Here is a 22457-nt window from a genome sequence, read left to right as displayed (position 1 = left end):
AATCCCTCTTTCATTCTATCCCTGCTAAGCTTACTTCTTCATAATCGTCTTCAAAGTCATCCTGTTGGTGTAATAGATGACGTACCTTTCCATCCCAATGGTAACGAACCACAGTAACAAAGGGTGCATTCTTTGGTCGAACCAGTTCACAGATCGAAAGGGAAGATACCGTATCATAATCGCCCCACAGTGCTTGGGAGTTCATAATATAGTTAAAACCAAGTTTTTCTACAAGGTCAAACATGTCGCGAATATTATTTTCATCAACTCCTGCAAATGCTTCATCCAACGAGATAATGTACGGTGCATCCTCTCTAGCTTCTAAGTAACGAGAATAGGCTGCAGAGAAGAGCGGAATGTACATGGCCATCGCCTTCTCCCCGCCACTAAATGTAAAGAATACATGATTGGTCAGTTCTTTGCGTTGTTCCCCTTCTCTTCTATAATATAGAATAAAAGAAAACCATCTACGATAATCAAGCATCTCCTTAATCAACTGATGAAGAGTATCACCATACCCCTTATCTTCCAATAACTCTTTTGCACGACGAATCTTGGAACGAAAATGTTGAGTGATGCGCTGCATATCCACTTCTCGCAACAAACGGGGGTCAGAACGGAGAAGGTCAACCAGTTCTTTCGTATCCAGCTCATCATCATCATCGGCAGTCTTTGGCTTCCAGGCAATAGAGAACGTTAACCCACTTGAGGTATCGCGTTCGCTCATCAGGTGGTTAATTTTTTCTACCCATTTTTCGGCACGGTTTATACGGGCGCGTATAATTCTTCCGACACTATTCATAATAATTTCTTCATACAGTTCTTGATCTTTTTCATTTAGGATTTGTTGCTGCAGGGCTATATCACGATCCATTTGCTTCAATACGAAGTAAGGACTTACCCGTTTCCCGTTATACTCCATGAGAAGCTGGATTCTTCTGGATTTTTGCCGGAGATTCTCACTTTGTATTCGTAACATCTCATCATCAACAATTACAGGTAAGTCGGTAACTTCTAAGGTGGTTTCCTGCGTAAGACGATATTCAACCAAGACTCCCTGTTCTTGATAATAGACTCGATTTAATCGTTCGGTCACCTTTTCCTTATCGAGATTGGAGTCAGTCAAAAGGTGTCCAAATTCCTCCAGTATCGCTTTTGCCCGTTTCATGATATTTTCCTCTGATTCCCAACTGGCAGATTCCGTTGGAGAAACGAATTGTAGTTTGTCATCCTCTTCAAAGACTTGAAGCCATTTTTGAAAGAAGATCTGTGCCATTTGGAGTTCCCTTTGATGATCTGTCATCTCTTGCTCAATTCTCTCGATTCGATGGCGAACGTTTTCTCTTTCCTCAATGTAATGTTCTTTTTCGTTAGGAATTTCGCTTAGTCGTTGAATGACTTCTGTAATCCGTTTACGAATCTCGTCGGCTCCTAGCTCCTGAAGTCTATGCTGAACCAGATCCAATAGCTTGGTAAGCTTACTTAATTCTCCTTCAAGAACATTCTGCTCTCCTTTTAAACTATCCACATCAAGGATCATTTCATCTAACCGTTCTTGAAGCTGTTGCAGTAACCGTTTGCTGTTGAAATAATCTTTATACGTGAGTTCTAATTCTTGTAAATCCTTTAAATAGTCTTTCATAAAACGTCTTGCAGATTCATAGGCCTCCTCTGTAACCTCGATGGAAATGTTCTCCGTCAGCTTGCGCAACTCACTTCGTACCGTTTCCCATTTTCCCAGTGTTTCTTTTACCTTTTGATTCTTCCGTTCTACCTCATCGATGCAGCCTTTTACTTGTCTGCGTATGTCTACGAGGGTATGATACGCCTCATATACATCTTGATCCGATGGATATTCTTCTAATTCAGTCTCCAATTGTTTTTGACTTTTCTGTAAACCAGAAGAAACTTCTACTAACTGCTGATATTCCCTTTGTAACCCTTCCAATTCCTCCTGCAGTTGGTCGATCATCCGTTGCCGATATTTGCGCCGGGCTTCTTTGCCAATATAAATCGATTGATCTTCCTTGGGAGCATGTCCGCGAATAAGACCAATTTGGTAGGTACCATCCTCTCTGATGGATGTTACATTTTCCCCTGATTCATCGATAAGGATGCTTCGAAGAACGTTATCAATATCTTCTAAAGACACCTCTACCCCCTCAACAGAAGTCGGCAGCAAATAGTCTGCCAAAGTATGGGCAAACAGTTGAGGATTCGGTTGAAGGATTCGGTCACAATCAAGAACTTGATCCAGATAAGGTTCTGGTACGATAAGGGAATCCAATAATCCCATATGATAAATGGCCGATTCGATCCGTTCCCGTTGTTCCTGGGTAACCCACTCATGAAATTCAACGGCAACAAAAAAAGGAACAAAAGGGACTCCTTCTTGTTGCAACTTATTTCTTGCTTCATTGGTCTGTGGATTTCGAGGGGGTTCCGGATCCTTCATCATTTTCCAATTCTGTAATTCCAATTTCTTTTCTTCGATTTCTCGCTTCTTTACTTGTAGTTTTTGATCACTCTCGGCCAACGCATCCAGGAGCTTACGATATTGTTGATGATATGCCTGGGTTACAAAGGAGCGAACATCTTCCATTCGATACGGTTCATAATATTGCATAATACGCTGAGCCGTAGATTGTACATCGTCGTCGGTTAATGATAAAGTCGTATTTCTCTTTCGCCAATGATGAAACTCTTCCAAGAATCGTTTTTTCTCTTCTTCAAATAGATTTTCCCATTTTTTTTCTTCGCTTCGTTTTAAATCCAGTGCTTTCTTTGCTTCCCCAAGCTCTTTATCTGCATCCAAATACCTTTCCTTTGCTCTACTTTGCTCCCTCAAGACTTTAAGGATATTTTCTAGCTGACCATCGTATTCCTGGGCTTCCTTTTTCCAAAGAGCAAACCCATAATCCCCATCCTGATTCCGTTTAAATTCATTTACGGCAATTGTATGATACTCATATTCAGCTTCACTCGCCTCACAATCAAGAGTTTCTATAAGACCAGTGATCTGATCCTGAAGTTTTTTGATATTTGTTTCTTCACAGTAAATCTGATCGCGAAGTTTCCATTCACTTTGTATTTTTTGCTCTAATGCCTTTTCTTTGTCCGACAATTGCTGCTTTTTTTCTGCAATCTTTTGTTCCAGTTCCTGTTTTTCTGTTTCTGCCCGGAAGACATCATGTTCCCTTAGCTGCTTCTCTTCTTCCTTTAACACCTGTTCTTCTTGGGATAACCCGGATAGCTGCTTGATAATATTTTCCTGATGAATCTGCTGTTGGGAAAGATCACGTCTTAAATCCTCGCCTTTTCGGAGAAGTTTGTCCCTCTTTTTTCGGGATTGAAAAAGCCCATCCGCTTTCTCTACTAACGTAAATTGATTATAGAGATCGTACTGTTTGCATAACTTAGATAAAGAGCGATGGTCGCGCATGAGCTGGTCTAGTTGTTGCTTTGTTTGATCCATGTTCTCAATGGTGTCAGAAAGTGGGCGTAACTCCTCATCTGATAAGGCTGGAAGGGATTCATTCAGGATTTCATAAATAACGGTAGGCTTAAAATCTTTAGATAACTTCGGACTGCGAAGCTGTATCAGGAGCTTTATCAATTCTTCATAGGCTTCAATCGATTCAAAGCCGAACACATATTTATTCACAAGCTCCATATATTCGGATTGGGTGAAAACGACTTTACCACCCAACTCAATCCGATTCTCCAACTCTCTTTTTGAGAGTGGAATTTTCTGGTCTTTCCCCTCTTCAATACTGTACTCCGTTTTATAGAGGAAAAAGTCTTTCCCGATCCTACGATTATCATGGATAACAAAACCCCAGAAATCCAAATGACTATGGCGTTTTGCCCGCAATCCAATTCCAGTAGTTAAGTATTGCTCCGTTCCCTCTCGTTTATATTCCAGATAGAGATAACCTGTCCGTTCATCCCGATCAATCACATCTTTTTCCCCAAGTAGATAGTCTTCCATTCGTCGGGCTTTAGAGCCAAAGGGATCCAAGCGATCCGGACTTTTTTTCCCATCAAGGAGTATGGGGATAAAACTCTGCATGGTAACAGACTTACCAGACCCGTTACTTCCCCTTAATAGCAGTTTCCCATTGGAGAAGTGAAATTCTTCTTCATCGTAGTACCAGAAATTAAAGACACCTGCACGATAAAGCTGCCATTTATTCTTCTTCAATCTCTTTCACCCTCTCCTTTTTGTTCGATGAAATCTTTCGGATATGTCCCAACGATTCGAGCGATTAATGGATAAAGGACAACGACGCCAGTATCAGGTTCCTTGGTTGCCATTTTCCACTCTTCAAGAAGTTGATACAAATCTTGGGCAATGGTAAGAATGGTTGCTTCTCGATAATTTTTGCTCCAACCACCAGCGAAACGCTGTTTACACAAAGACACCCACCTCTCGAAGTCAATCCATGTCAGGCGTAATGTTCCGTCGTATTGAAGAGGAATATCTTCCTTATTCCGAATTTCACGAACCAAGCCGGCAAACTGAATCGCAATATCCATGATTCCCCGATTTTCCGGGAATAGATTTAAGCGCATCTTCCTTTCAGGAATACTTAGGAGTGCTGCATTTTTATATAGCTCTAATCGATAGTCCGTGTGTTTTTCTAAATCTTCCTGGATCCGATTTCGGTAATTGCGCAAGTAAAGGAAATCGGCATCTTGAGCGCCCGTGCTGTACATGACTGGAGAGAGGAGTAGTTTTCGATACACACGATGTCGACGACGGGTACCGGTTTGCTCTTCCCCTTCCTCCAACCACTCTGCATCCAGAATCTCCTCTTTCGTATGAAATTGAAACAAGTCCTTCGGATAAGAACGCATAAAATATCGGGAAACTAATGGTATTTCGTACAAAACTTCATGATTCTCCTCAAAACTAAAATGTTCAATCTCCCCATCTACTACTCGGATAACCCCTTGTTCCTCAGAGAACCGTAAAACACGAACTAAGGATTTTCGGTGTTCATAGTGAGTCCAATCCAATCTTTCCTCACCAGGACACATCCCTTGGAGTTCTTCGCAAAGATCGGAAAGCAAAAACTGCTCATCCACAGCCTTCCCTTCCAAGTAAGCGAACAGGCAACAAAAGATGGCATAATCCCGAGGTTGTTTAAACATTTGGATTCCCATCCAACTTTCAGGAACAGCTGGGATTTTTTCTAATTTAGCAAAATAGCGGTGAACAATTAACCGATACCCCAGTTTTTCAAGACAATAAGTCCTTAGTACATGTTCCCGTTCTCGGATCATCTGGTATTTATCTGGTTCTTTGTCCCGTAAAACCCAGAACTGTTCCAATAAGTATTCCAATGCTTCTTTGGCCATCTCATCAAAGAGTTTTTGTCCTTTATCCAGTTCCATCTCTCTCTCCTAATCCAAAAAAATAAAGGCATAATTGGGCATCTGTAAAATTCCGTCATCGGATTTTAGACGAATCCGTGATTGATCAAGGGTTAACAACTTAAATTGACGACCTGTTTCCGTTTTAGCAACTCGTTCTGAGTTACTCATACATTTACTAATCCAGCTTAAAAGGGTTTTGCGGGCGTAGGGATTAAGATGTGGCAGCTCGCTAACAATAATTCGATCATTTCAGATCATTTCCTCTACTAACTGACGTTCCGCTTCTCTCTCCCTCAGATATTCCTGCAGCATTGCTTGTTTCTCCTGTTCCCTGCTGATTACTGCACCTGTGCGGATTTTCTCTCGATAATTACGAATCCTGGGTTTAATTGTTAAGACGGTTGGGGGGTGATCCCATATTTCAGTGTAAATATCTTCCGTTGCTTTTGTCTCTGCATATATATGTCTGGTATGAAACACCCCAAATACGCAAGCTGATAATTCATGGGCTTCCTTAACATCTTCAAGCTTACTAAACCATTCAGCCAAGTGGAGATAGTCTTTTCGTCTGCTGCGGAAATTATGATGTCTCTCACCAAGTCTCTGGGCAAATCGTGTAATTTTTCGGATCGTTTCATTTGTCTTGTTTTGCAGATAGATGAGTTCACTGTCCACACGATCTCTACCTAAGAACCATCCCTTGATACTCTTCCATTGTTCTTTAAATTTCACCTTCCATTCATCCAAACTTTGTTGCACTGTCAAGCGTGGAATACTCATTTGATAATCGGCAACTCGATCAATGACTCGCTCGATTAAATCATCTGGAGTTTCCAACAGAATGGTTTCAATCTTTAAAGAAGTACGTTGTAAGGAGGTCATAAAATTACGCAAATATTCGGTTAAAGAATCTTTATAAACAAGAAAAGCTTCTGTCATCATCATCTCTTCCACTTTTTCGCTTTCTAAATGGGCAAGATAATCGGTTGCATTCTCTACAAGCTTACGAAAATGATCATACATTTCTTCCCAAATCTGGTTGGCTTCTTCTCCTGTTAATCGATCTATCCTATAGGATTGTTCTTTTTTATCACGGAAAGGGCTATTCTCAACAGAAGTTAGTTTCATAAGAGAATCCAATAATCGTTCAAAAAGGGATCTTTCTAAGGATCCCCCGAATGAATCCCCCATTCGTTCCAATCCTAGGACCATTCGTTCAATTTCTACGGTATAGGGGGTACACTGGTAACGAAATTTTTTCTTCTTAAACTCCTCAATTGTCGTTACTTTTCCAGTATCCTGACGGGGAATCAAGTTTTTCCATTCAACAAGTTGATTCAGGTCCTGTTGAAGCTTCTCTTCGGAATAGTCTTCAAAATAAGGGTTTTGTTTTAAGTATTCATATACTTCTTCCGGAAACAGGTAATGTCGGAGTCTTTCGTGCTGTTGATAGAAATATCTGAGAATTGCACGATATCTCCAGGCATTATCTGTCGTAAGATAGGTTACTTCCGAAATCGGCCGATACAGGTTTTCTTCCAATGAAATCACTTCCTAATTCTCCATTACGATTCCAGTCACAACGAACGAATTCAACCCCGTTTGTTATAAAGCAATCTAACGATAGTCACTATCTCATCCATTCGAAAAACTACCACAACAATATTTTACCACAGGATAAATACAACACAACGTCTGACGTTATCACAAAATAATTTCTGGAAAGGTCATGGTATGTTAATATATAAAGTGGAATAGCTCCATCGGGGGGAATCATTCGTGAAACTGATCAAACCATTGTATGAAGTGTTTATTATACTTTTAGTCATCACTTATATTATCCTGATATTTACAGATACCAGCCAAAGCACCCTTCTTACAAAGGGAATGTTGATTTGGTTTGATTGGGGACTGATTTCTTTTTTTGCCTTGGAATATCTCATTCGCCTTTATCGAGCAGAAAAGAAGTGGCAATTTGTAAAGGAGAACTGGTTTGACCTGATTGCCATGATTCCCTTTGATGCCTTCTTCCGGGCGGCGAGGATCATGCGGATTGTCCGGCTCATCCGAATCATTCGCACCTCTCCTTTTTTAAGGGGTCTGCTGGGCACAAGGGAAATTCAAATGATCCTAATTGTAACCAGCTTTGTTATTCTATGGACATCCTTTGGTGTATACTTGTTGGAAAAGGACATCAACAGCAGCATTCAAACTTACGGAGATGCCCTATGGTGGGCGATTGTTACCACAACGACGGTGGGATATGGAGACATCTTCCCCTCCTCAGATGGAGGGAGGATCTTTGCTGTCCTGCTGATGTTTACAGGAATTGGACTCATTGGAACATTGACGGCAAATATCGCCAGCCACCTCACCCAGACCTTGTTTAAACATGAACTGGGAAAAAAAGGAAATGAATCAAAAGTCCATTTCCCATGAGATTAAAGATTTAATTAAAGAAAAAGTGGATCAGATAGAGAATTTATCTGAGGCTGAAACGGAAGACCTTATTCGAATGCTGAGGAAGATGAGAGGCCATTGACTTTTTAACCCTCTTAGAGGATGTTCAAAAAGTCCGGTAAAAATTGCCCTATTATCCCCATTTCTGAATAGGCTCTTTACGAAGCGGTCTGATGAACCACCCTCATTCTCACCGTATTCCCATCCTCTGTAATATGGTATACTACAAGTTTTTCATCCCTATCTTCTATTTCTATACAACAATGTGCGCAAAAATAACGTTTAGGGGTAATTTCACCAACATATTTATTTTGGCAAATTGGACATTCCATTTTTGCTTCCTCCTCTCTGTCCGACTAATCTATTTTTCATAATTTCATCATAAAAGGGGAAGCTTAAATTAACCTTAAAATCTAATAAAAAATAAATGAATTTTGATATGCTATTTTATGGAATGTTGATTTATTTAAAAAATCTTTTCGCTACTTTCATCAATTTGAATGTTTGTGATACTATATAGTTTAATTACCGTTTTAAAGGGCTAAAGATGTATCTAATGTAGATCTTAACGAATGGACATGTAAATTCTTTAGTTCTACTTCTACAGTTGTTAGATAGAGAGAGGGGATGAATATGGTAAAAAAGATTCAAAAGGTCCTTGTTGCCAACCGAGGGGAAATTGCCATTCGTATTTTCAGGGCTTGCACCGAAATGGGGATCAGAACCGTTGCTTTGTATTCTGAGCAAGATGGAGATTCCCTCCATCGGTTCAAAGCCGATGAAGCTTATCTGATTGGTGAGGGAAAGGGACCCATTGAAGCTTACCTGGATATGGATCAGATTATTGAAATTGCCAAAAGACATGATGTGGACGCCATTCACCCGGGATACGGCTTTCTTGCGGAGAATGCCCAATTTGCCCAGAGATGCCAAGATGAGGGAATCATTTTTATCGGTCCTACTCCAAAGGTCATCCATCAATTTGGGGACAAAATGGAGGCCCGGAAATTGGCCATTCAGGCGGGTATTCCCGTCATTCCCGGGACAGAAGAGCCCATAGAGCATCTGCAAGATGCCCTATTCTTCGCCAAGAAGGCGAAGTATCCGATTATCATCAAAGCAGCCTCTGGCGGCGGCGGACGGGGAATGCGCATTGTTAGAAAGCATGAAGACCTGGAGGAAGCGTTAAACAGAGCCCGGTCCGAAGCAAGGTCTGCCTTTGGAAACCCCCAGGTTTACATGGAGAAGTTTATCGAAAGGCCGAAGCATATTGAAGTTCAGGTCATTGCCGACCAACATGGAAATATGGTTCACCTTTTTGAAAGGGATTGTTCCGTTCAACGCCGTCACCAAAAAGTAGTAGAAGTAGCTCCCAGTCTCTCATTAACGGCAGAACTAAGGGAAAAAATCTGTCATGCTGCGATCAAAATCATGAGGGAAGCGGGCTATATCAATGCGGGTACGGTGGAATTTCTCCTTACTCCTGATGGAGAGTTTTACTTTATCGAAGTGAATCCCCGTATCCAGGTTGAGCACACCATTACAGAATTAATCACCGGTATCGATATCGTCCAATCCCAGATTCGCATTGCCGAAGGATATGCCCTCCATGACAAAGAGGTGGGAATTCCCACTCAGGACAAAATTGACATGCGGGGATATGCCATTCAATGCCGGATCACAACCGAAGACCCTGAAAACAACTTTTTCCCAGATTCCGGCCGCCTTCTGGCCTACCGTACAGGAGGAGGATTTGGAATCCGCCTAGATGCCGGAAACGGGTTTACCGGAGCAACCATTACCCCTTTTTACGATTCATTATTAGTAAAGGTATCCACTTGGGCTGTTACCTTTGAACAGGCCGCAGCTAAGATGTTTCGGACCCTTAAAGAGTTTCGGATTCGCGGGGTAAAAACAAATATTCCATTTTTGGAAAATGTGGTGCAACATCCCGATTTCCTCAGTGGAAATTACGATACTTCCTTTATTGATACCACACCCGAGCTATTCATTTTTCCAATAAAAAAAGACAGGGGAACCAAGCTGCTCTCCTATATTGGAAAGACCATTGTAAACGGGTATCCGGGCCTCCCTAAAGGAAAAAAACCGTCCTTTTCTGAACCAAGGATTCCAAAAACCTCTTATGATCAGCCTTACCCAAGAGGAACAAAACAAATTCTTGATGAAGGGGGGCCTGAAGGACTGGTTCAATGGATCAAGGAACAACATCAGGTATTGATTACAGACACCACTTTCCGCGATGCCCACCAGTCATTATTTGCAACCCGAGTACGCACCTATGATCTTTTACAAATCGCAGAGGCCACCGGCAAGCTGGTTCCTAATCTCTTCTCCCTTGAAATGTGGGGCGGAGCCACCTTTGATACATCCATGCGCTTTTTGAAGGAGGATCCTTGGGACCGTCTCATCCAATTAAGGGAAAAGGTACCCAATATCTTGTTCCAAATGTTGCTTCGTGGTGCAAATGCCGTTGGATATACCAATTATCCGGATAATGTTATTCGAGAGTTCGTCAGGGTTTCTGCCCGTGCAGGAATCGACGTGTTCCGCATCTTTGACAGCTTGAACTGGCTGGAAGGGATGAAACTGGCCATTGAATCGGTAAGAGAAGAAGGAAAAATCGCGGAGGCAGCGATTTGCTATACCGGAGATATCCTGGATGAAAGCCGGGATAAATACAACCTTCAATACTATGTAAATTTTGCAAAGGAATTAGAAAAGGCAGGGGCACATATTCTGGGCATCAAGGATATGGCTGGACTATTAAAGCCATATGCTGCTGAAAAGTTGATCAAAGCATTAAAGGAAGAAATCGGCATTCCCGTTCACCTTCATACCCATGATACCAGCGGAAATGGAGGGGCAATGCTGCTCAAAGCAGTGGAAGCCGGAGTTGATATAGTGGATGCGGCGGTAAGCTCCATGTCCGGACTTACCTCACAACCCAGTCTGAATGCCTTGGTAAGTGCATTAAAGCATCATGAACGGGATTCCCGGCTATCTGCCAGGAATCTGCAAACACTAAGCGATTATTGGGAAGATGTCCGCCACTACTATCAAGGCTTTGAAAGCGGCATGAAATCCCCCAATACCGAAGTCTACCTCCATGAGATGCCCGGCGGGCAATACAGCAATCTGCAGCAGCAGGCCAAGGGCGTTGGTCTTGGAGATCGTTGGGATGAAGTGAAAAGGGCATATTTCACCGTCAACCGGATGTTCGGGGATATCGTGAAGGTAACCCCTTCCTCCAAAGTGGTGGGAGATATGGCATTGTTCATGGTGCAAAATAACCTGACGGAACAGGATGTTTATGAAAAGGGAGACCGTTTGGATTTTCCCGAATCTGTGGTCCAATTTTTCCAAGGTTATCTCGGTCAACCCTACGGTGGTTTTCCGGAAAAGCTCCAAAAAGTGATTTTAAAGGGACGGGAGGCTTTCACCTGCAGACCGGGAGAACTGCTCCCCCCTGCTGACTTTGAGAAAATTAAAGAGGAATTAAAAGGGAAGCTAAATCGGGAGATTACCGAATATGATGTCCTCTCCTACATCATGTATCCTCAGGTGTTTCTGGAAAAAGAAAAACATACCCAAGAATTTAGTGATGTATCGGTGTTGAATACCCCCACCTTCTTCTATGGACTCCGATTGGGAGAAGAAACCTCCATTGAGATTGAAAAGGGAAAGACGCTGATTGTCCGGCTGATCTCCATCGGAGAATTAGCCAACGACGGAACAAGAACCATCTACTTCCAACTCAACGGTCAGCCCAGGGAAGTAAAGGTACGGGATGAATCGGCCAAAGTAACGATCCAGAAGCGAGAGAAGGTGGATCCTTCCAATCCGAATCAAATCGGTGCTTCCATGCCCGGAAAGGTATTAAAAATCATGGTGGAAGCCGGGGATAAAGTGAAGAAAGGAGAGCATCTCTTTGTAACCGAGGCGATGAAGATGGAAACCACCATTCAGGCTCCCCATGACGCAACGGTTAAGGCAATCCTTGTAAAAGAAGGAGATACGATCGAAACGGGAGATCTGCTTTGTGTGTTAGAATAGTGAAATTCATGTTGTAATAAAGGTCGATAGATGTAAGTAAAAATGAAAATGCACCGTTCAAATAAAAACGGTGCATTTCTGTTGAGCTAACCAATTTAGTGGCGCTAAACCCCTGGGTAAGTGGCTCTAGTGGAAAGGGATTTGGCAAAGGGACTCACTTCTTTCACCTGATCATATGAAAGTCCTGTTTCCACTCCCATTTCCTCCAGCATGAGCAGCAGGTCCTCCGTCGCCGCATTTCCCAAAGCTCCTGGAGAATAAGGACATCCGCCCAACCCCCCCATGGAACTGTCAAATTTGTCGATACCCACCTGCATCGCAGCCAGTGTGTTTACAAGGGCCATCCTTCGCGTATCATGGAAATGACCGGCAAATACCGCTGTCGGATAAAGATCCCTGAGCCGGGAAAACCGGTCATACACCATGCGGGGATTGGCATAACCATTGGTATCGGCAATCACTATTTCATCGGCAGCCAGGTCAACAAATCGTTGGCAGACATGTTGAACCTCCTCAAAGGTCACCTCCCCTTGATAAGGGCAGGTAAATGCCATTGACACATAGGCCCGAACAAAGATATCATGTTCCTTTGCTTTTTTAAAAATCTCCTCACACTCATCCAAAGATTCATCTGTCGTCTTATTGATATTCTTTTTATTAAAGGCTGCACTTGCCCCAATAAACACGGCAATTTGAGGGACTTTTACTTCAATGGCCCGCTGTACCGCCTTGATATTAGGAGTCAATGCAATAAATGTAATGCCCAATCCATTGCAGAAATTGGCAATTTCTTCAGCATCAGCCATCTGCGGCACCCATTTGGGGTGGACAAATGAAGTGGCCTCTATCCGTGAAAAGCCAAGGTTGGCCAACCTGGATATCAGTTCTTTTTTCTGTTCAGTGGAAATCGGCTTCGGTTCATTTTGAAGCCCGTCACGGGGGCTGACTTCAATGATCTCAACTGATTTTGGGATGTTCATCATATCCCCCCCATTAAAATGACCTGGGGAGACCCAGCACATGCTCCGCAATATAAGACAAAATTAAGTTGGTAGATATGGGCGCCACCTGGTACAACCTCGTTTCACGAAACTTCCGCTCAATGTCATACTCCTCGGCAAAACCAAACCCCCCGTGGGTTTGCAGGGCAACATTCGCTGCTTCCCATGAAGCATCGGCTGCCAGCAGTTTTGCCATATTGGCTTCTGCACCGCAAGGTTTTCCTGCATCAAACAGTTCTGCCGCCCGGAATCTCATCAGATCAGCTGCTTCTACATGGATATGAGCCCTTGCAATGGGGAATTGAATTCCCTGATTTTTACCAATGGGTCGCTGAAAGACAACCCGTTCATTGGCATAACGGGTGGCCCGTTCGATAAACCAGCGTCCGTCGCCAATACATTCTGAAGCGATCAGGATCCTCTCCGCATTCATCCCATCCAAAATATAAGAAAATCCCTTTCCCTCTTCCCCAATTAAATTTTCAACAGGAACTTCCAAATCTTCGATAAACAGCTCAGTTGTCGCATGATTCATCATGGTCCGAATGGGACGGATGGTAATTCCGTTTCCAACGGCTTCCCGAAGATTAACGAGCAGCACGGATAAGCCATGGGTTTTCTTTTTTACCTGATCCAGCGGAGTGGTCCGAACAAGAAGCAGCATTAAATCGGAATGTTCCGTCCGGGATATGAACACCTTTTGTCCATTTACGATATATCTGTCGCCCTTTCGTATGGCGGTTGTTTTTAATTGAGTAGTGTCTGTTCCGGTATTTGGCTCGGTTACGCCAAAGGCCTGCAGACGCAGCGTGCCATCGGCAATTTTAGGCAAATAGGTCTCCTTTTGTTCCTTGGAACCATGGCGCAGCAGGGTTCCCATGATGTACATCTGGGCATGGCACGCCCCGGAATTTCCACCTGAACGGTTGATTTCTTCCATAATGATGGACGCTTCTGTCAAGCTCAACCCTGATCCGCCATATTCCTCCGGAATCAGAGCAGCCAAATACCCGGCTTTGGTCAACGCATTTACAAATTCCTCCGGATAGGCATGGGTTGCCTCTAATCCCCTCCAATAACTGTCAGGGTAATTTTTGCATATGGCCCGAACCCCTTCTCGTAAATCATCATAAATTGAATAGTCTCTCATAAATTATCCCTCCATTTTTTTCTGTAGATGCGGGACTAAAGATTTACACGTCTGCTGGTCGAGTTCAATAAAAAAGTATTAATGTCCGCTTCCAACCTAAAGAATGGAGCCCTCAAAAACGTTTAGGCCCCTTCGCTTTTCATGAACTCGAAGGCTATCCTTAGTAGTTACTAGTTTTAACCAATGATTCCTTTTTCACGGTAGGCTTTGATTTCCTCCGCAGTTAATCCATAACGGAGAAGGAGCTCTTCCGTATGTTCCCCTATCATCGGTGCCCCTGTTTTGATCAAACTGGGAGACTTCTCTAGCCGGATGGGCAATCGGGGAACACGGACCGATCCAATTGAGGTATGAGGAGCGGTTTCCATCATTCCTAACGCCTGAAATTGGGGATCATTCATCACCTGGGATACCCTTTGAATCCGAGAACAGGGAACTCCAGCCCGATCCAATTGTTCCAGCCAAAATTCACAGGGTTTCTTCTCTAAGCAATCTTTCAATAATTGATCCAACTCTTGCCGATGGGCCAAACGGTCATGATTATGGACAAACCGTTCATCCTCTGCCCAATCTTCATGGTCCAGAGCCTTTGCCAACCGGCGAAACAGAGAGTCATTAGAAATACCGATCAACAGCAGATCATCCGCTGTTTTATACGCCCCATATGGGGCAAAGGCCGTATGGGAGGTTCCCTGTGGAACCGGGTCAATTCCGTTGGCCTGAAAGGCAAGCAAGTGATAATTCATCCAATAGATTCCGGTTTCATAGAGAGAGGTTCCCACTATTTGCCCCTCCCCGGTTTGGCTTCTGTGATATAAGGCCACCAAAATGGCCATGGCACTCCACATACCGCTGCCCATATCCAATACGGAAACCCCTGATCTCGCCGGTTCATCCGGTCTTGACCCGGTAATGCTGATCATCCCTGTCCTAGCTTGAAGAACGGCATCATAACCTGGTTTTTCCCTTTCAGGACCCTCTTCCCCATAAGCAGATAATGAACAGAATATGAGTCGAGGGTTTATTTGAGATAAAGATGCTGCATCCAAGCCGTATTTCTCGAGGACTCCCCGACGGAAGTTCTCTACCATTACATCCACCTGTCGGGCTAAGCGGCGTATTAGCTCTTGCCCTTCCGGTTGGCGAATATCGATGACCACCGATTGTTTGTTGCGGTTTATCGCCAGAAAATAAGCAGATTCTCCGTTGATGTAGGGACCCATCCCCCGGGCATCATCCCCCTGTTTTGGTCGTTCGATCTTAATAACCTCCGCCCCCAAGTCGGCAAGAATAACCGTTGCACTGGGGCCTGAAATATTGCTGGTCAGATCCAGAACCCGTATTCCATGGAGAGGTCCCCGTTTTTCGATTTCAGACATTAGTTTTCTCCTTTCTATTAGCTTACTTTCCCTGAAAACGAGGTGGCCGTTTTTCCACGAAGGCCCTTACCCCCTCCAAACGATCCTCTGTATCGACACAGCGGTTATAAAATACAATTTCCTCTACTCTTGCCTCTTTATCATCCATGCCAAACAGTTTATCAATGGCTTCTTTACAGGCTTGGACAGCCAGAGGAGCATTTCGGGAAATCATTTCGGCAAGATCCAGTGCTTCTTTTTTAAGATTCTCGGAATCTGTTAATCGATTTAACAAACCAGCACGATCTGCCTCTTCAGCCGAGACAAAACGTCCTGTACAGAGCCATTCCTTTGCCCGATGAACCCCGATCCGTTTTGACAGTAAACGGGATCCGCCACCACCTGGCATGATGCCCCGGGTGACTTCAGGCAAGCCAAAGGTTGCCGTTTTCGCTGCGACAATCATGTCGCAATTAAGGACCAATTCAAATCCTCCGGCCAATGCATACCCATCCACTACCGCAATTACTGGTTGTGGCATATCTGCAATGGCGTAAAACATTTCTTCGAAAAGCTTGTGCTGATCACGCCACTCGGTTTCCGTCATATTGTTTCTTTCTTTCAGATCAGCCCCTGAACAAAAAGCCTTTGAATTTGAGGAAGTAAGCAATACCGCCCGAACATCGGAATTCCCGACGGTTTTACAAACCTCCAGTAACTGTTTGGCCATTTCCGTGTTAAAGGCATTTCTAGCTTCTGGACGGTTTAACACAATTTCGGCAATTGTTCCTTCTGCCCCAATTCTCTTCCATTCAACATGTGACATTCCCTTCACTCCTCTTGTTTTTATTCGTTATAGATGTGGCATTAAAGATTCACACGTCTGCTTGTCGAGTTCGAGCAAGAAGTGAAAAAGTTCGCCTCTAGTCTGAAGAACGGGGCCCTCTAAAACATTTGGGTATTTCATAGGTGGAGCCAGTTTGAAGGATGATTCCCGTTCTTCAACCCTACGCTCAGTACGAACTCGAAGGCTGTCCTAAGTGAATTCTTTAATTCTGTCCATATAACACAGGAAGTAGATTTAAAGAACAAATTGTATTAAGACTCTGGATAAGTTTGGATGAAAAATTCTCGCAAATCATGAATTTGATCAAATTGATAGACCTGCTGAACCAAGAATTGCTGTTGTGAAGAAGATATGGGAAGGGTAAAGGCATTTTGCCAATCTGGCTTCCACCTCACATCCTAGTACAAAGGCAAAGAGGACATCTTTTCCCGACAATCCCATCGTTTCAACATAGGCTAATATGGCCGGAAAAACCGGGGCGCTTGGATGAAGAACCGTCTCCAACAGGGTATCATCAAAGTCAAAGATATGGGATGACATCCCATTCACCAGAGAAGCAAACAATAGATTTGTCTTTAATCCTCGACCCAAAATTGTAGCTTGTTCATTCCCTCCAACCCATTGGGCCACCTTCAGCACCATATCCACCGACGGATGATCAACTGCTCCGATGGCAACTCCTAGCCAATTGAGGAGACTTCTTTTGGCTTCCTCTATGGTTTCTGACGGAAGATCCTCATAACTTGTGTGAAGCAAATTGTGGACGAGTGTTTCTGTAACCACCGCTGCTCTCCCTCCTTTTTCATTGGATTCGAAATTGTTCCCTCCCAGTTCGAACAAATCGTTTCCGTAAATATCGTTTGCAACAATGACTGGAAAATTTTCCACTTCCAATTTACGGATGGCTTCCGTCCCTAAATCCTCATAAGCAACCACTTCCACCTTTTTAATTGCCCGGGCAATAAGGGCCCCCGCTCCACCCACTGCCGCTAAATACACGGCTTGATGCCTCTTGATCGCTTCCTTCACTTCCTCATTTCTTTTCCCTTTTCCGATCATCACCTTTAATCCCATCTCAAGAAGCTTCGGAGTATATTTATCCATTCTCCCACTAGTGGTCGGTCCAGCTGAACCAATCACCTCACCCGGTTTGGCTGGTGTGGGTCCCACATAGTAAAGGGTTTGGCCGACGATGTCAAAAGGAAGAGAGTCTCCCTTTAACAGGCTTTCAAACATCCTTTTGTGGGCGGCATCCCGTGCCGTATACATGATTCCGGTCAGCATCAAACGGTCTCCCGTCTTTAAAGTGGGAAGAACATCTTCAGGAATAGGGGTTCTTAAATGCTGAATTCCCATCGAATTCACCTCGTCTCCTTCACTATATAGAAACGGTTTTATGGCGGCTGGCATGACATTGAATATTAACCGCCACTGGCAGAGCGGCAATATGTGTGGCATAAACCTCAATATGAACGTCCAAGGCGGTGGTCCTCCCCCCCATTCCCTGGGGACCTATACCAAGCTGATTGATTTTTTTGAGCAGATCCAATTCCAACTGGGCAATGTCTTTTCTTTCATGACGGATACCAATATTCCGAAATAAAGACTTCTTCGCCAGATATGCCGCTTTTTCAAAGGTCCCTCCGAGACCAACACCGATTACCATTGGAGGACAAGCATTGGGTCCGGCCAGTTTTACCGTCTCTATGATAAAATCCTTTACTCCCTCTAATCCGTCGGAAGGGGTTAACATTTTTAACCGGCTCATGTTCTCACTCCCAAATCCCTTGGCTGCCATATGAATGGTACATGTTTCTCCATTGACCAGTTCAATATGAACCACACCAGGGGTATTATCCCCTGTATTTTTTCGGTTTAGGGGATCATGAACAACGGAGCTTCTAAGGTACCCTTCCCCATATCCCTGCCGTATTCCTTCATAGATCGCATCATATATACTTCCGCCAACGATATGGCAGTCTTGACCTAGTTCCACAAGAAATACAGCCATTCCCGTATCTTGGCACATGGGCACATGTTGTGTGGAAGCGATCTGAGCATTTTCTATCAATTGGTTTAAGATGTCTTTTCCCAACTCAGATTCTTCCTCTTGTAAGGCACGTTGAAAGGCATCCAACACATCTTCTCCTAATTGGGTATTTGCTTTTTGACACAGCTCCTTTACGGCATCCACCACTTTGTTATAGTTTATTTGCCGCATCATGTTCCCTCCCATGACAGAATTGATGACGTCTACACCAACCGGCTGACATCTTTTACCTCCTCCAAGTTCATTAGCATTTCCGCCAGCTGATTTACCTTATTGGAGGTTAACCCCTTTGAAGCCAGTTGGGAAAATTTATCGATGAGTTCTTTTTCAGTGGCAGGATTTTCAGGATCTCCTTTCGGATAAAAGGTTTCTTTTTGCAGGATGGTGCCGTCTTTCAGACGAATGCTAACCCGGGCAGGCCAAACCTTCGGATAACGCTGGTTATATTCTTCATTAACCCTTAAAGTAATTCTTTCCATCATGTTTCTAATCTCGGGATCATCTAGATTTTCCTCAGTAAACTCATCTAACCCGGCTTTTCCTTTTTTTAGCATGAGTGCAGAGGCATAGGGTAAGCTGAATTTGGCTTCATAGACGCTTTTCGGATCATATTTTTCCGTAATATTTAAAGCAACCTGATAAACCTCAATCAATACCTGATCAATTCTATTCCATAAATCATCATGCTCTTGAACCATTTCTTGCAGAAGGTCTAATGTGGGATGAATATGCCGACAGCAGGAATGGATTTTAAAGGTGTTCTCTACAATTTTGTATGATTCGCCCAATCCCTGGAATAGAAGGTAAGTATTCACTTCTTTTACTAATCCGGCAAAGAATCCCCTTCTTCCTTCCAAGATACGGGTGGCTCCTGTAAACCGTTCTTTTGCCAAAGCAGCAGAAAGCAATCCGTTTGCAGCCGCCTTCGCGGGATGCAGCTGCTTGCTCATGGCCCCATCTTCTATAAACTCCCACAACCCTGCAGCTTGGGTTCCTGCACTCCCAAAGGCATGGATCATCTCCTCCACACTAAGCTGAAGGATTTTCCCCACCGCTGCAGCTGCACCAAAGGTTCCTACCGTTCCGGTGGTATGAAATATATCATAATGGGAAGGAGTAACCGCCTCACCTATACGGATCCCCACCTCAAACCCAAGGGCTACTGCTTCCACTAATTCTTTTCCCGTTACATTCTTCCACTCTGCTGCGGCAAAGGCTGCTGGAATAATAGATGCCCCGGCATGTAGAATCGACGCTTTATGCACATCATCCAACTCTAGAATATGTGAAGATCCTCCGTTTACAAGGGCAGCATAATGGGCGGACGTCTTTTCAAAACTGACAAAGTTGGTGGCTTGAGGATTTCCGCCAAATTGTTTTAGGGTTTGGTTCAAAATCAGGGCTGGTTTTTCTTTTCCTCCGGCTATAGCTGAACCCACCCAATCCAGGATTGATCGTTTGGTAAACTGGACCGCTTCTTCTGTCATTCCGTCAAAACGATGGTTTACCACATACTCCGCAAACTTTCTGGAGTAAGTCATCTTTCATCTCTCCCATCTTAATTTGAATCTTCCAATTTCATTTGAAATTCTAGTCAATCTATCGATTCGCAACGAAACATACATGACCCAACAGCTCACAAGTGGATATTGATCAGCCTAGATCATTAAGAAAGTTAATTTATAATTTTTGGTTTAGCATCGCTTTTGCCTGTTTATAGACGGGGTAATCCACCATTTTTCCCTTAACAGAGATAGCAGCAATTCCATTTTTCTCAGCCTCCTCAAAGGCAGCCACAATTTCCTTTGCTTCTTTCAACTCCTGTTCTGAATAAGAAAAAACGGAGTGTACTACATCCAACTGTTTGGGATGAATAGTCAATTTCCCTTTATACCCTAACTGCTTGGCATGGTTTGCTTCTCTTTGCAGCCCGGCAGAATCATGGATATCGGGATAGACGGAGTCTATGGGGGGATTAAGTTTTGCCGCCCTGGAAGCAATCACGATCCTGGAGCGGGCATACAACAATTCCGTTCCCTCCCCGGTCCTTTGGCTCCCTATATCTAGTGAAAAATCAATGGAGCCAAAAGCCAAACGGGAAATCATCGGTTCACTGGAAGCAATCTCAAAGGCAAATTCCACACCTACTGCTGATTCTATAATAGGCAAGATTTCAAAGGTTCGATTTTCCGAGAGTAAAGAACGGATTAGCTCTCCCGCTTTTCTCACATCCTCTCCCCTCTCGGCTTTGGGGAGAACAATACCACTTGCCCCATATCGAACAGCGCATTCCAAATCTTTTTCCCAGAAAGGAGTCGTCACATCATTGATTCTCACAAAAATCGGCTTCTCCCTGGCTAAAGACATTCCATGGGAGGCAATCTCTCTTCCCTGTTCCTTCTCTCCCAGGGCCAAAGCATCTTCCAAATCAATAATGACCGCTTCTGCCTGGGAACGAATAGCCTTCTCGATGATTCTAATATCTGTTGCCGGGACAAAAAGATAAGAACGAATATTTCTCATGAATTCCCCCCTCTTTCTCTCCTCTTTGGATATTGTATCCAATCTTAGCTACAAAAGAAACTTATTTTTTAAAATATTTTAGCATAGCCTGACCAGTCCGTATGATATGCATCTCCATGATAGACCTTAGCTTCACCGGATCTTTCTCTTTCACCGTATCTACCATGATTTTATGCTCTTGGTTAGATTGACTCATCGTATCAGGCATGAGGTTGGGTGCATAAGGAGGGTAACCATTCCATAGAGTCTGGATAACCATTTCAATTCTCTTCCATTCGCACCCCTTTCTAAGCAAACGGTGAAACTGGTCATTCAATTGAGTAAATTGTGGTATATTGTTGGTTTTAATGGAATGATCCATCTTTTCCACCAATTCTTCCAATAGGATAATATCTTCCTTTTTTAAGTGGTTAAGAGACTTTTCGACCGCCAGTCCCTCCATTTTAGATCGTAAATAGTAGATTTCTTCAATATCATCCTGGGATAGCGTGGTGACCACTGCTCCCTTATGGGGAACCATCTCCACCAAACCCTCCATCTCCAATCTTCTTAAAGCCTCCCGAATGGGCATCCGGCTGACTCCCAGCATTTCAGCCAATTCCTCTTGCACCAGACGTTCGCCCTGGGCAAATTTTTGACTCAGGATGGCATCCCTGAGAGTAGCTGTCACCTTTTCCTGAAGGGTTGAGTTATCCAGCTTGATCTCACTTAGTCTGCCCAAAGAACATTCACCTCCTATAAATCATGTCTATCGATGATTCTCAGTTTCCCATTTTGACATACGTCTCTCTTGCTTGGACAGGATTAATGTCAAAGGAAGAACAAAGGCCAATATCAAAATGACCACCCATTTCACTCCACTCCAATTCCACTCTGACCAAATATATCCAAGCAGCGTGGAGCCTAAACTGCCTCCCGTGTAATAGGATACTAAATACATTCCTGATGCCGCACCCTTCCCCTGTTTTGCCTTACTGCCGATCCAACTACTGGCTGCAGAATGGGCGGTAAAATGCCCCCCTGTAAAGAGAAGTAGGCCAAGGACAATCCATAGTACCCCTTCTGCTCCCGATAGGAGGATTCCGATTATACCTGTAGTGGCGCCAATCCGTATCAGATTAAGCAACCCCAGTCGATGAGAAAGAAAACCGAACAATGGTGTGACAATCATCCCCATCACGTAAACCAAGTGAACTACTCACCACTTAACGTGTCCACGTTTGAAGTGGGAGCTTCCTAATCAAAGATTAGAGATTTGTTTCAAGCGAAGTTTGGTATTTAAGTTTCCACCTAATGGTTCAGGCAACCCTTATTCGCTTTGGATGGTTCACGCATCCATTATCCCTCACTGCTTGTATCAGATAGGGAATACCTGTATAGGCTTGTCTTAGAATATTAAGACTACCGTTAATATCTGCATTTATCAGTTGATTTTGATTGGTGCAAAATAGCCTCCTCTTTATTCGTCTGTTTTTGTTGTAATATTCATCTGTACAAAGCGTTGAATTGGGATTTGGACAAAGGTTTTTATTGGATTATGCTGTTTGATCTCTTTGATCTCGCCAATGACGATTTTCCCCACTTGATAGGTTTTTGCTAGCTCGATTATTTT

At 43.6% G+C, this 22457-nt stretch carries 16 protein-coding genes and 1 pseudogene; 3 read left to right on the top strand and 14 right to left on the bottom strand.

Features of this window, described 5'->3' with window-relative positions; all coding sequences use genetic code 11:
* Positions 1-10: 10 nt before the first annotated feature.
* The 3 genes and pseudogenes from L1765_RS08670 to L1765_RS08660 all read right to left on the bottom strand — a co-directional run bounded on the left by L1765_RS08670 (position 11) and on the right by L1765_RS08660 (position 6933).
* On the bottom strand, positions 11-4204 hold the full coding sequence (locus tag L1765_RS08670; protein ID WP_236406368.1) for a TIGR02680 family protein: 4194 nt from the start codon (positions 4202-4204) through the stop codon (positions 11-13).
* The gene (locus tag L1765_RS08665) at positions 4201-5400 is read right to left on the bottom strand and encodes a TIGR02678 family protein (protein ID WP_236406367.1); all 1200 of its coding nucleotides are present in this window, start codon (positions 5398-5400) and stop codon (positions 4201-4203) included. Before L1765_RS08665 ends, L1765_RS08670 begins: the two co-directional genes overlap by 4 nt.
* A gap of 9 nt (positions 5401-5409) precedes the next feature.
* A pseudogene (locus L1765_RS08660) lies at positions 5410-6933 on the bottom strand (TIGR02677 family protein).
* Positions 6934-7161: 228 nt separating this feature from the next.
* Between L1765_RS08660 and L1765_RS08655 the strand changes: the two are divergent.
* Both L1765_RS08655 and L1765_RS15955 read left to right on the top strand, forming a co-directional pair.
* Positions 7162-7821 (top strand): potassium channel family protein, encoded by a 660-nt coding sequence (locus L1765_RS08655; RefSeq protein ID WP_236406366.1) that lies wholly within the window; start codon positions 7162-7164, stop codon positions 7819-7821.
* Positions 7796-7924, top strand: coding sequence for a hypothetical protein (locus L1765_RS15955; protein ID WP_268928794.1), 129 nt, complete (start codon positions 7796-7798; stop codon positions 7922-7924). The genes L1765_RS08655 and L1765_RS15955 overlap by 26 nt, the downstream gene beginning before the upstream one ends.
* Positions 7925-8000: 76 nt before the next feature.
* On the opposite strand, the gene L1765_RS08650 is transcribed toward L1765_RS15955, so the two are convergent.
* A complete protein-coding gene (locus tag L1765_RS08650) occupies positions 8001-8174 on the bottom strand; it encodes a hypothetical protein (RefSeq protein WP_236406364.1) in 174 nt (57 codons plus the stop codon).
* A 301-nt stretch (positions 8175-8475) separates the two neighbouring features.
* Between L1765_RS08650 and pyc the strand changes: the two genes are divergently transcribed.
* Positions 8476-11916, top strand: coding sequence for a pyruvate carboxylase (gene pyc / locus L1765_RS08645; RefSeq protein WP_236406363.1), 3441 nt, complete (start codon positions 8476-8478; stop codon positions 11914-11916).
* Between the two features lie 104 nt (positions 11917-12020).
* Here pyc and L1765_RS08640 read toward each other — a convergent pair whose 3' ends face one another.
* The 10 genes from L1765_RS08640 to L1765_RS08590 form a co-directional block, all read right to left on the bottom strand.
* Entirely contained in the window at positions 12021-12896 is an 876-nt protein-coding gene (locus tag L1765_RS08640; RefSeq protein WP_236406362.1) for a hydroxymethylglutaryl-CoA lyase, read from the bottom strand.
* A gap of 13 nt (positions 12897-12909) precedes the next feature.
* Complete coding sequence (locus tag L1765_RS08635; RefSeq protein ID WP_236406360.1) at positions 12910-14067, bottom strand: acyl-CoA dehydrogenase family protein; 1158 nt, start codon at positions 14065-14067, stop codon at positions 12910-12912.
* 176 nt (positions 14068-14243) lie between these two features.
* Entirely contained in the window at positions 14244-15446 is a 1203-nt protein-coding gene (locus L1765_RS08630; RefSeq protein WP_236406358.1) for a CaiB/BaiF CoA transferase family protein, read from the bottom strand.
* Between the two features lie 22 nt (positions 15447-15468).
* Positions 15469-16251: an enoyl-CoA hydratase/isomerase family protein gene (locus L1765_RS08625; protein WP_236406357.1), complete on the bottom strand. Its 783-nt coding sequence runs from the start codon at positions 16249-16251 to the stop codon at positions 15469-15471.
* Between the two features lie 324 nt (positions 16252-16575).
* On the bottom strand, positions 16576-17682 hold the full coding sequence (locus L1765_RS16115; protein ID WP_329610001.1) for a Fe-S-containing hydro-lyase: 1107 nt from the start codon (positions 17680-17682) through the stop codon (positions 16576-16578).
* A complete protein-coding gene (locus L1765_RS08610; protein WP_236406355.1) occupies positions 17651-18493 on the bottom strand; it encodes a fumarate hydratase in 843 nt (280 codons plus the stop codon). The genes L1765_RS16115 and L1765_RS08610 overlap by 32 nt, the downstream gene beginning before the upstream one ends.
* A gap of 32 nt (positions 18494-18525) precedes the next feature.
* Entirely contained in the window at positions 18526-19863 is a 1338-nt protein-coding gene (locus L1765_RS08605) for an MmgE/PrpD family protein (RefSeq protein ID WP_236406353.1), read from the bottom strand.
* 139 nt (positions 19864-20002) lie between these two features.
* Positions 20003-20845 (bottom strand): HpcH/HpaI aldolase/citrate lyase family protein, encoded by an 843-nt coding sequence (locus L1765_RS08600; RefSeq protein WP_236406351.1) that lies wholly within the window; start codon positions 20843-20845, stop codon positions 20003-20005.
* Between the two features lie 61 nt (positions 20846-20906).
* Positions 20907-21566, bottom strand: a complete 660-nt coding sequence (locus L1765_RS08595; protein WP_236406349.1) for a GntR family transcriptional regulator — start codon at positions 21564-21566, stop codon at positions 20907-20909.
* A 27-nt stretch (positions 21567-21593) separates the two neighbouring features.
* Positions 21594-22025 (bottom strand): MFS transporter, encoded by a 432-nt coding sequence (locus tag L1765_RS08590; RefSeq protein WP_329610002.1) that lies wholly within the window; start codon positions 22023-22025, stop codon positions 21594-21596.
* Positions 22026-22457: the final 432 nt, after the last annotated feature.

This window comes from Microaerobacter geothermalis, from assembly GCF_021608135.1.
Taxonomy (GTDB): domain Bacteria; phylum Bacillota; class Bacilli; order DSM-22679; family DSM-22679; genus Microaerobacter; species Microaerobacter geothermalis.
This window is presented reverse-complemented; position numbering and strand designations above follow the sequence as displayed.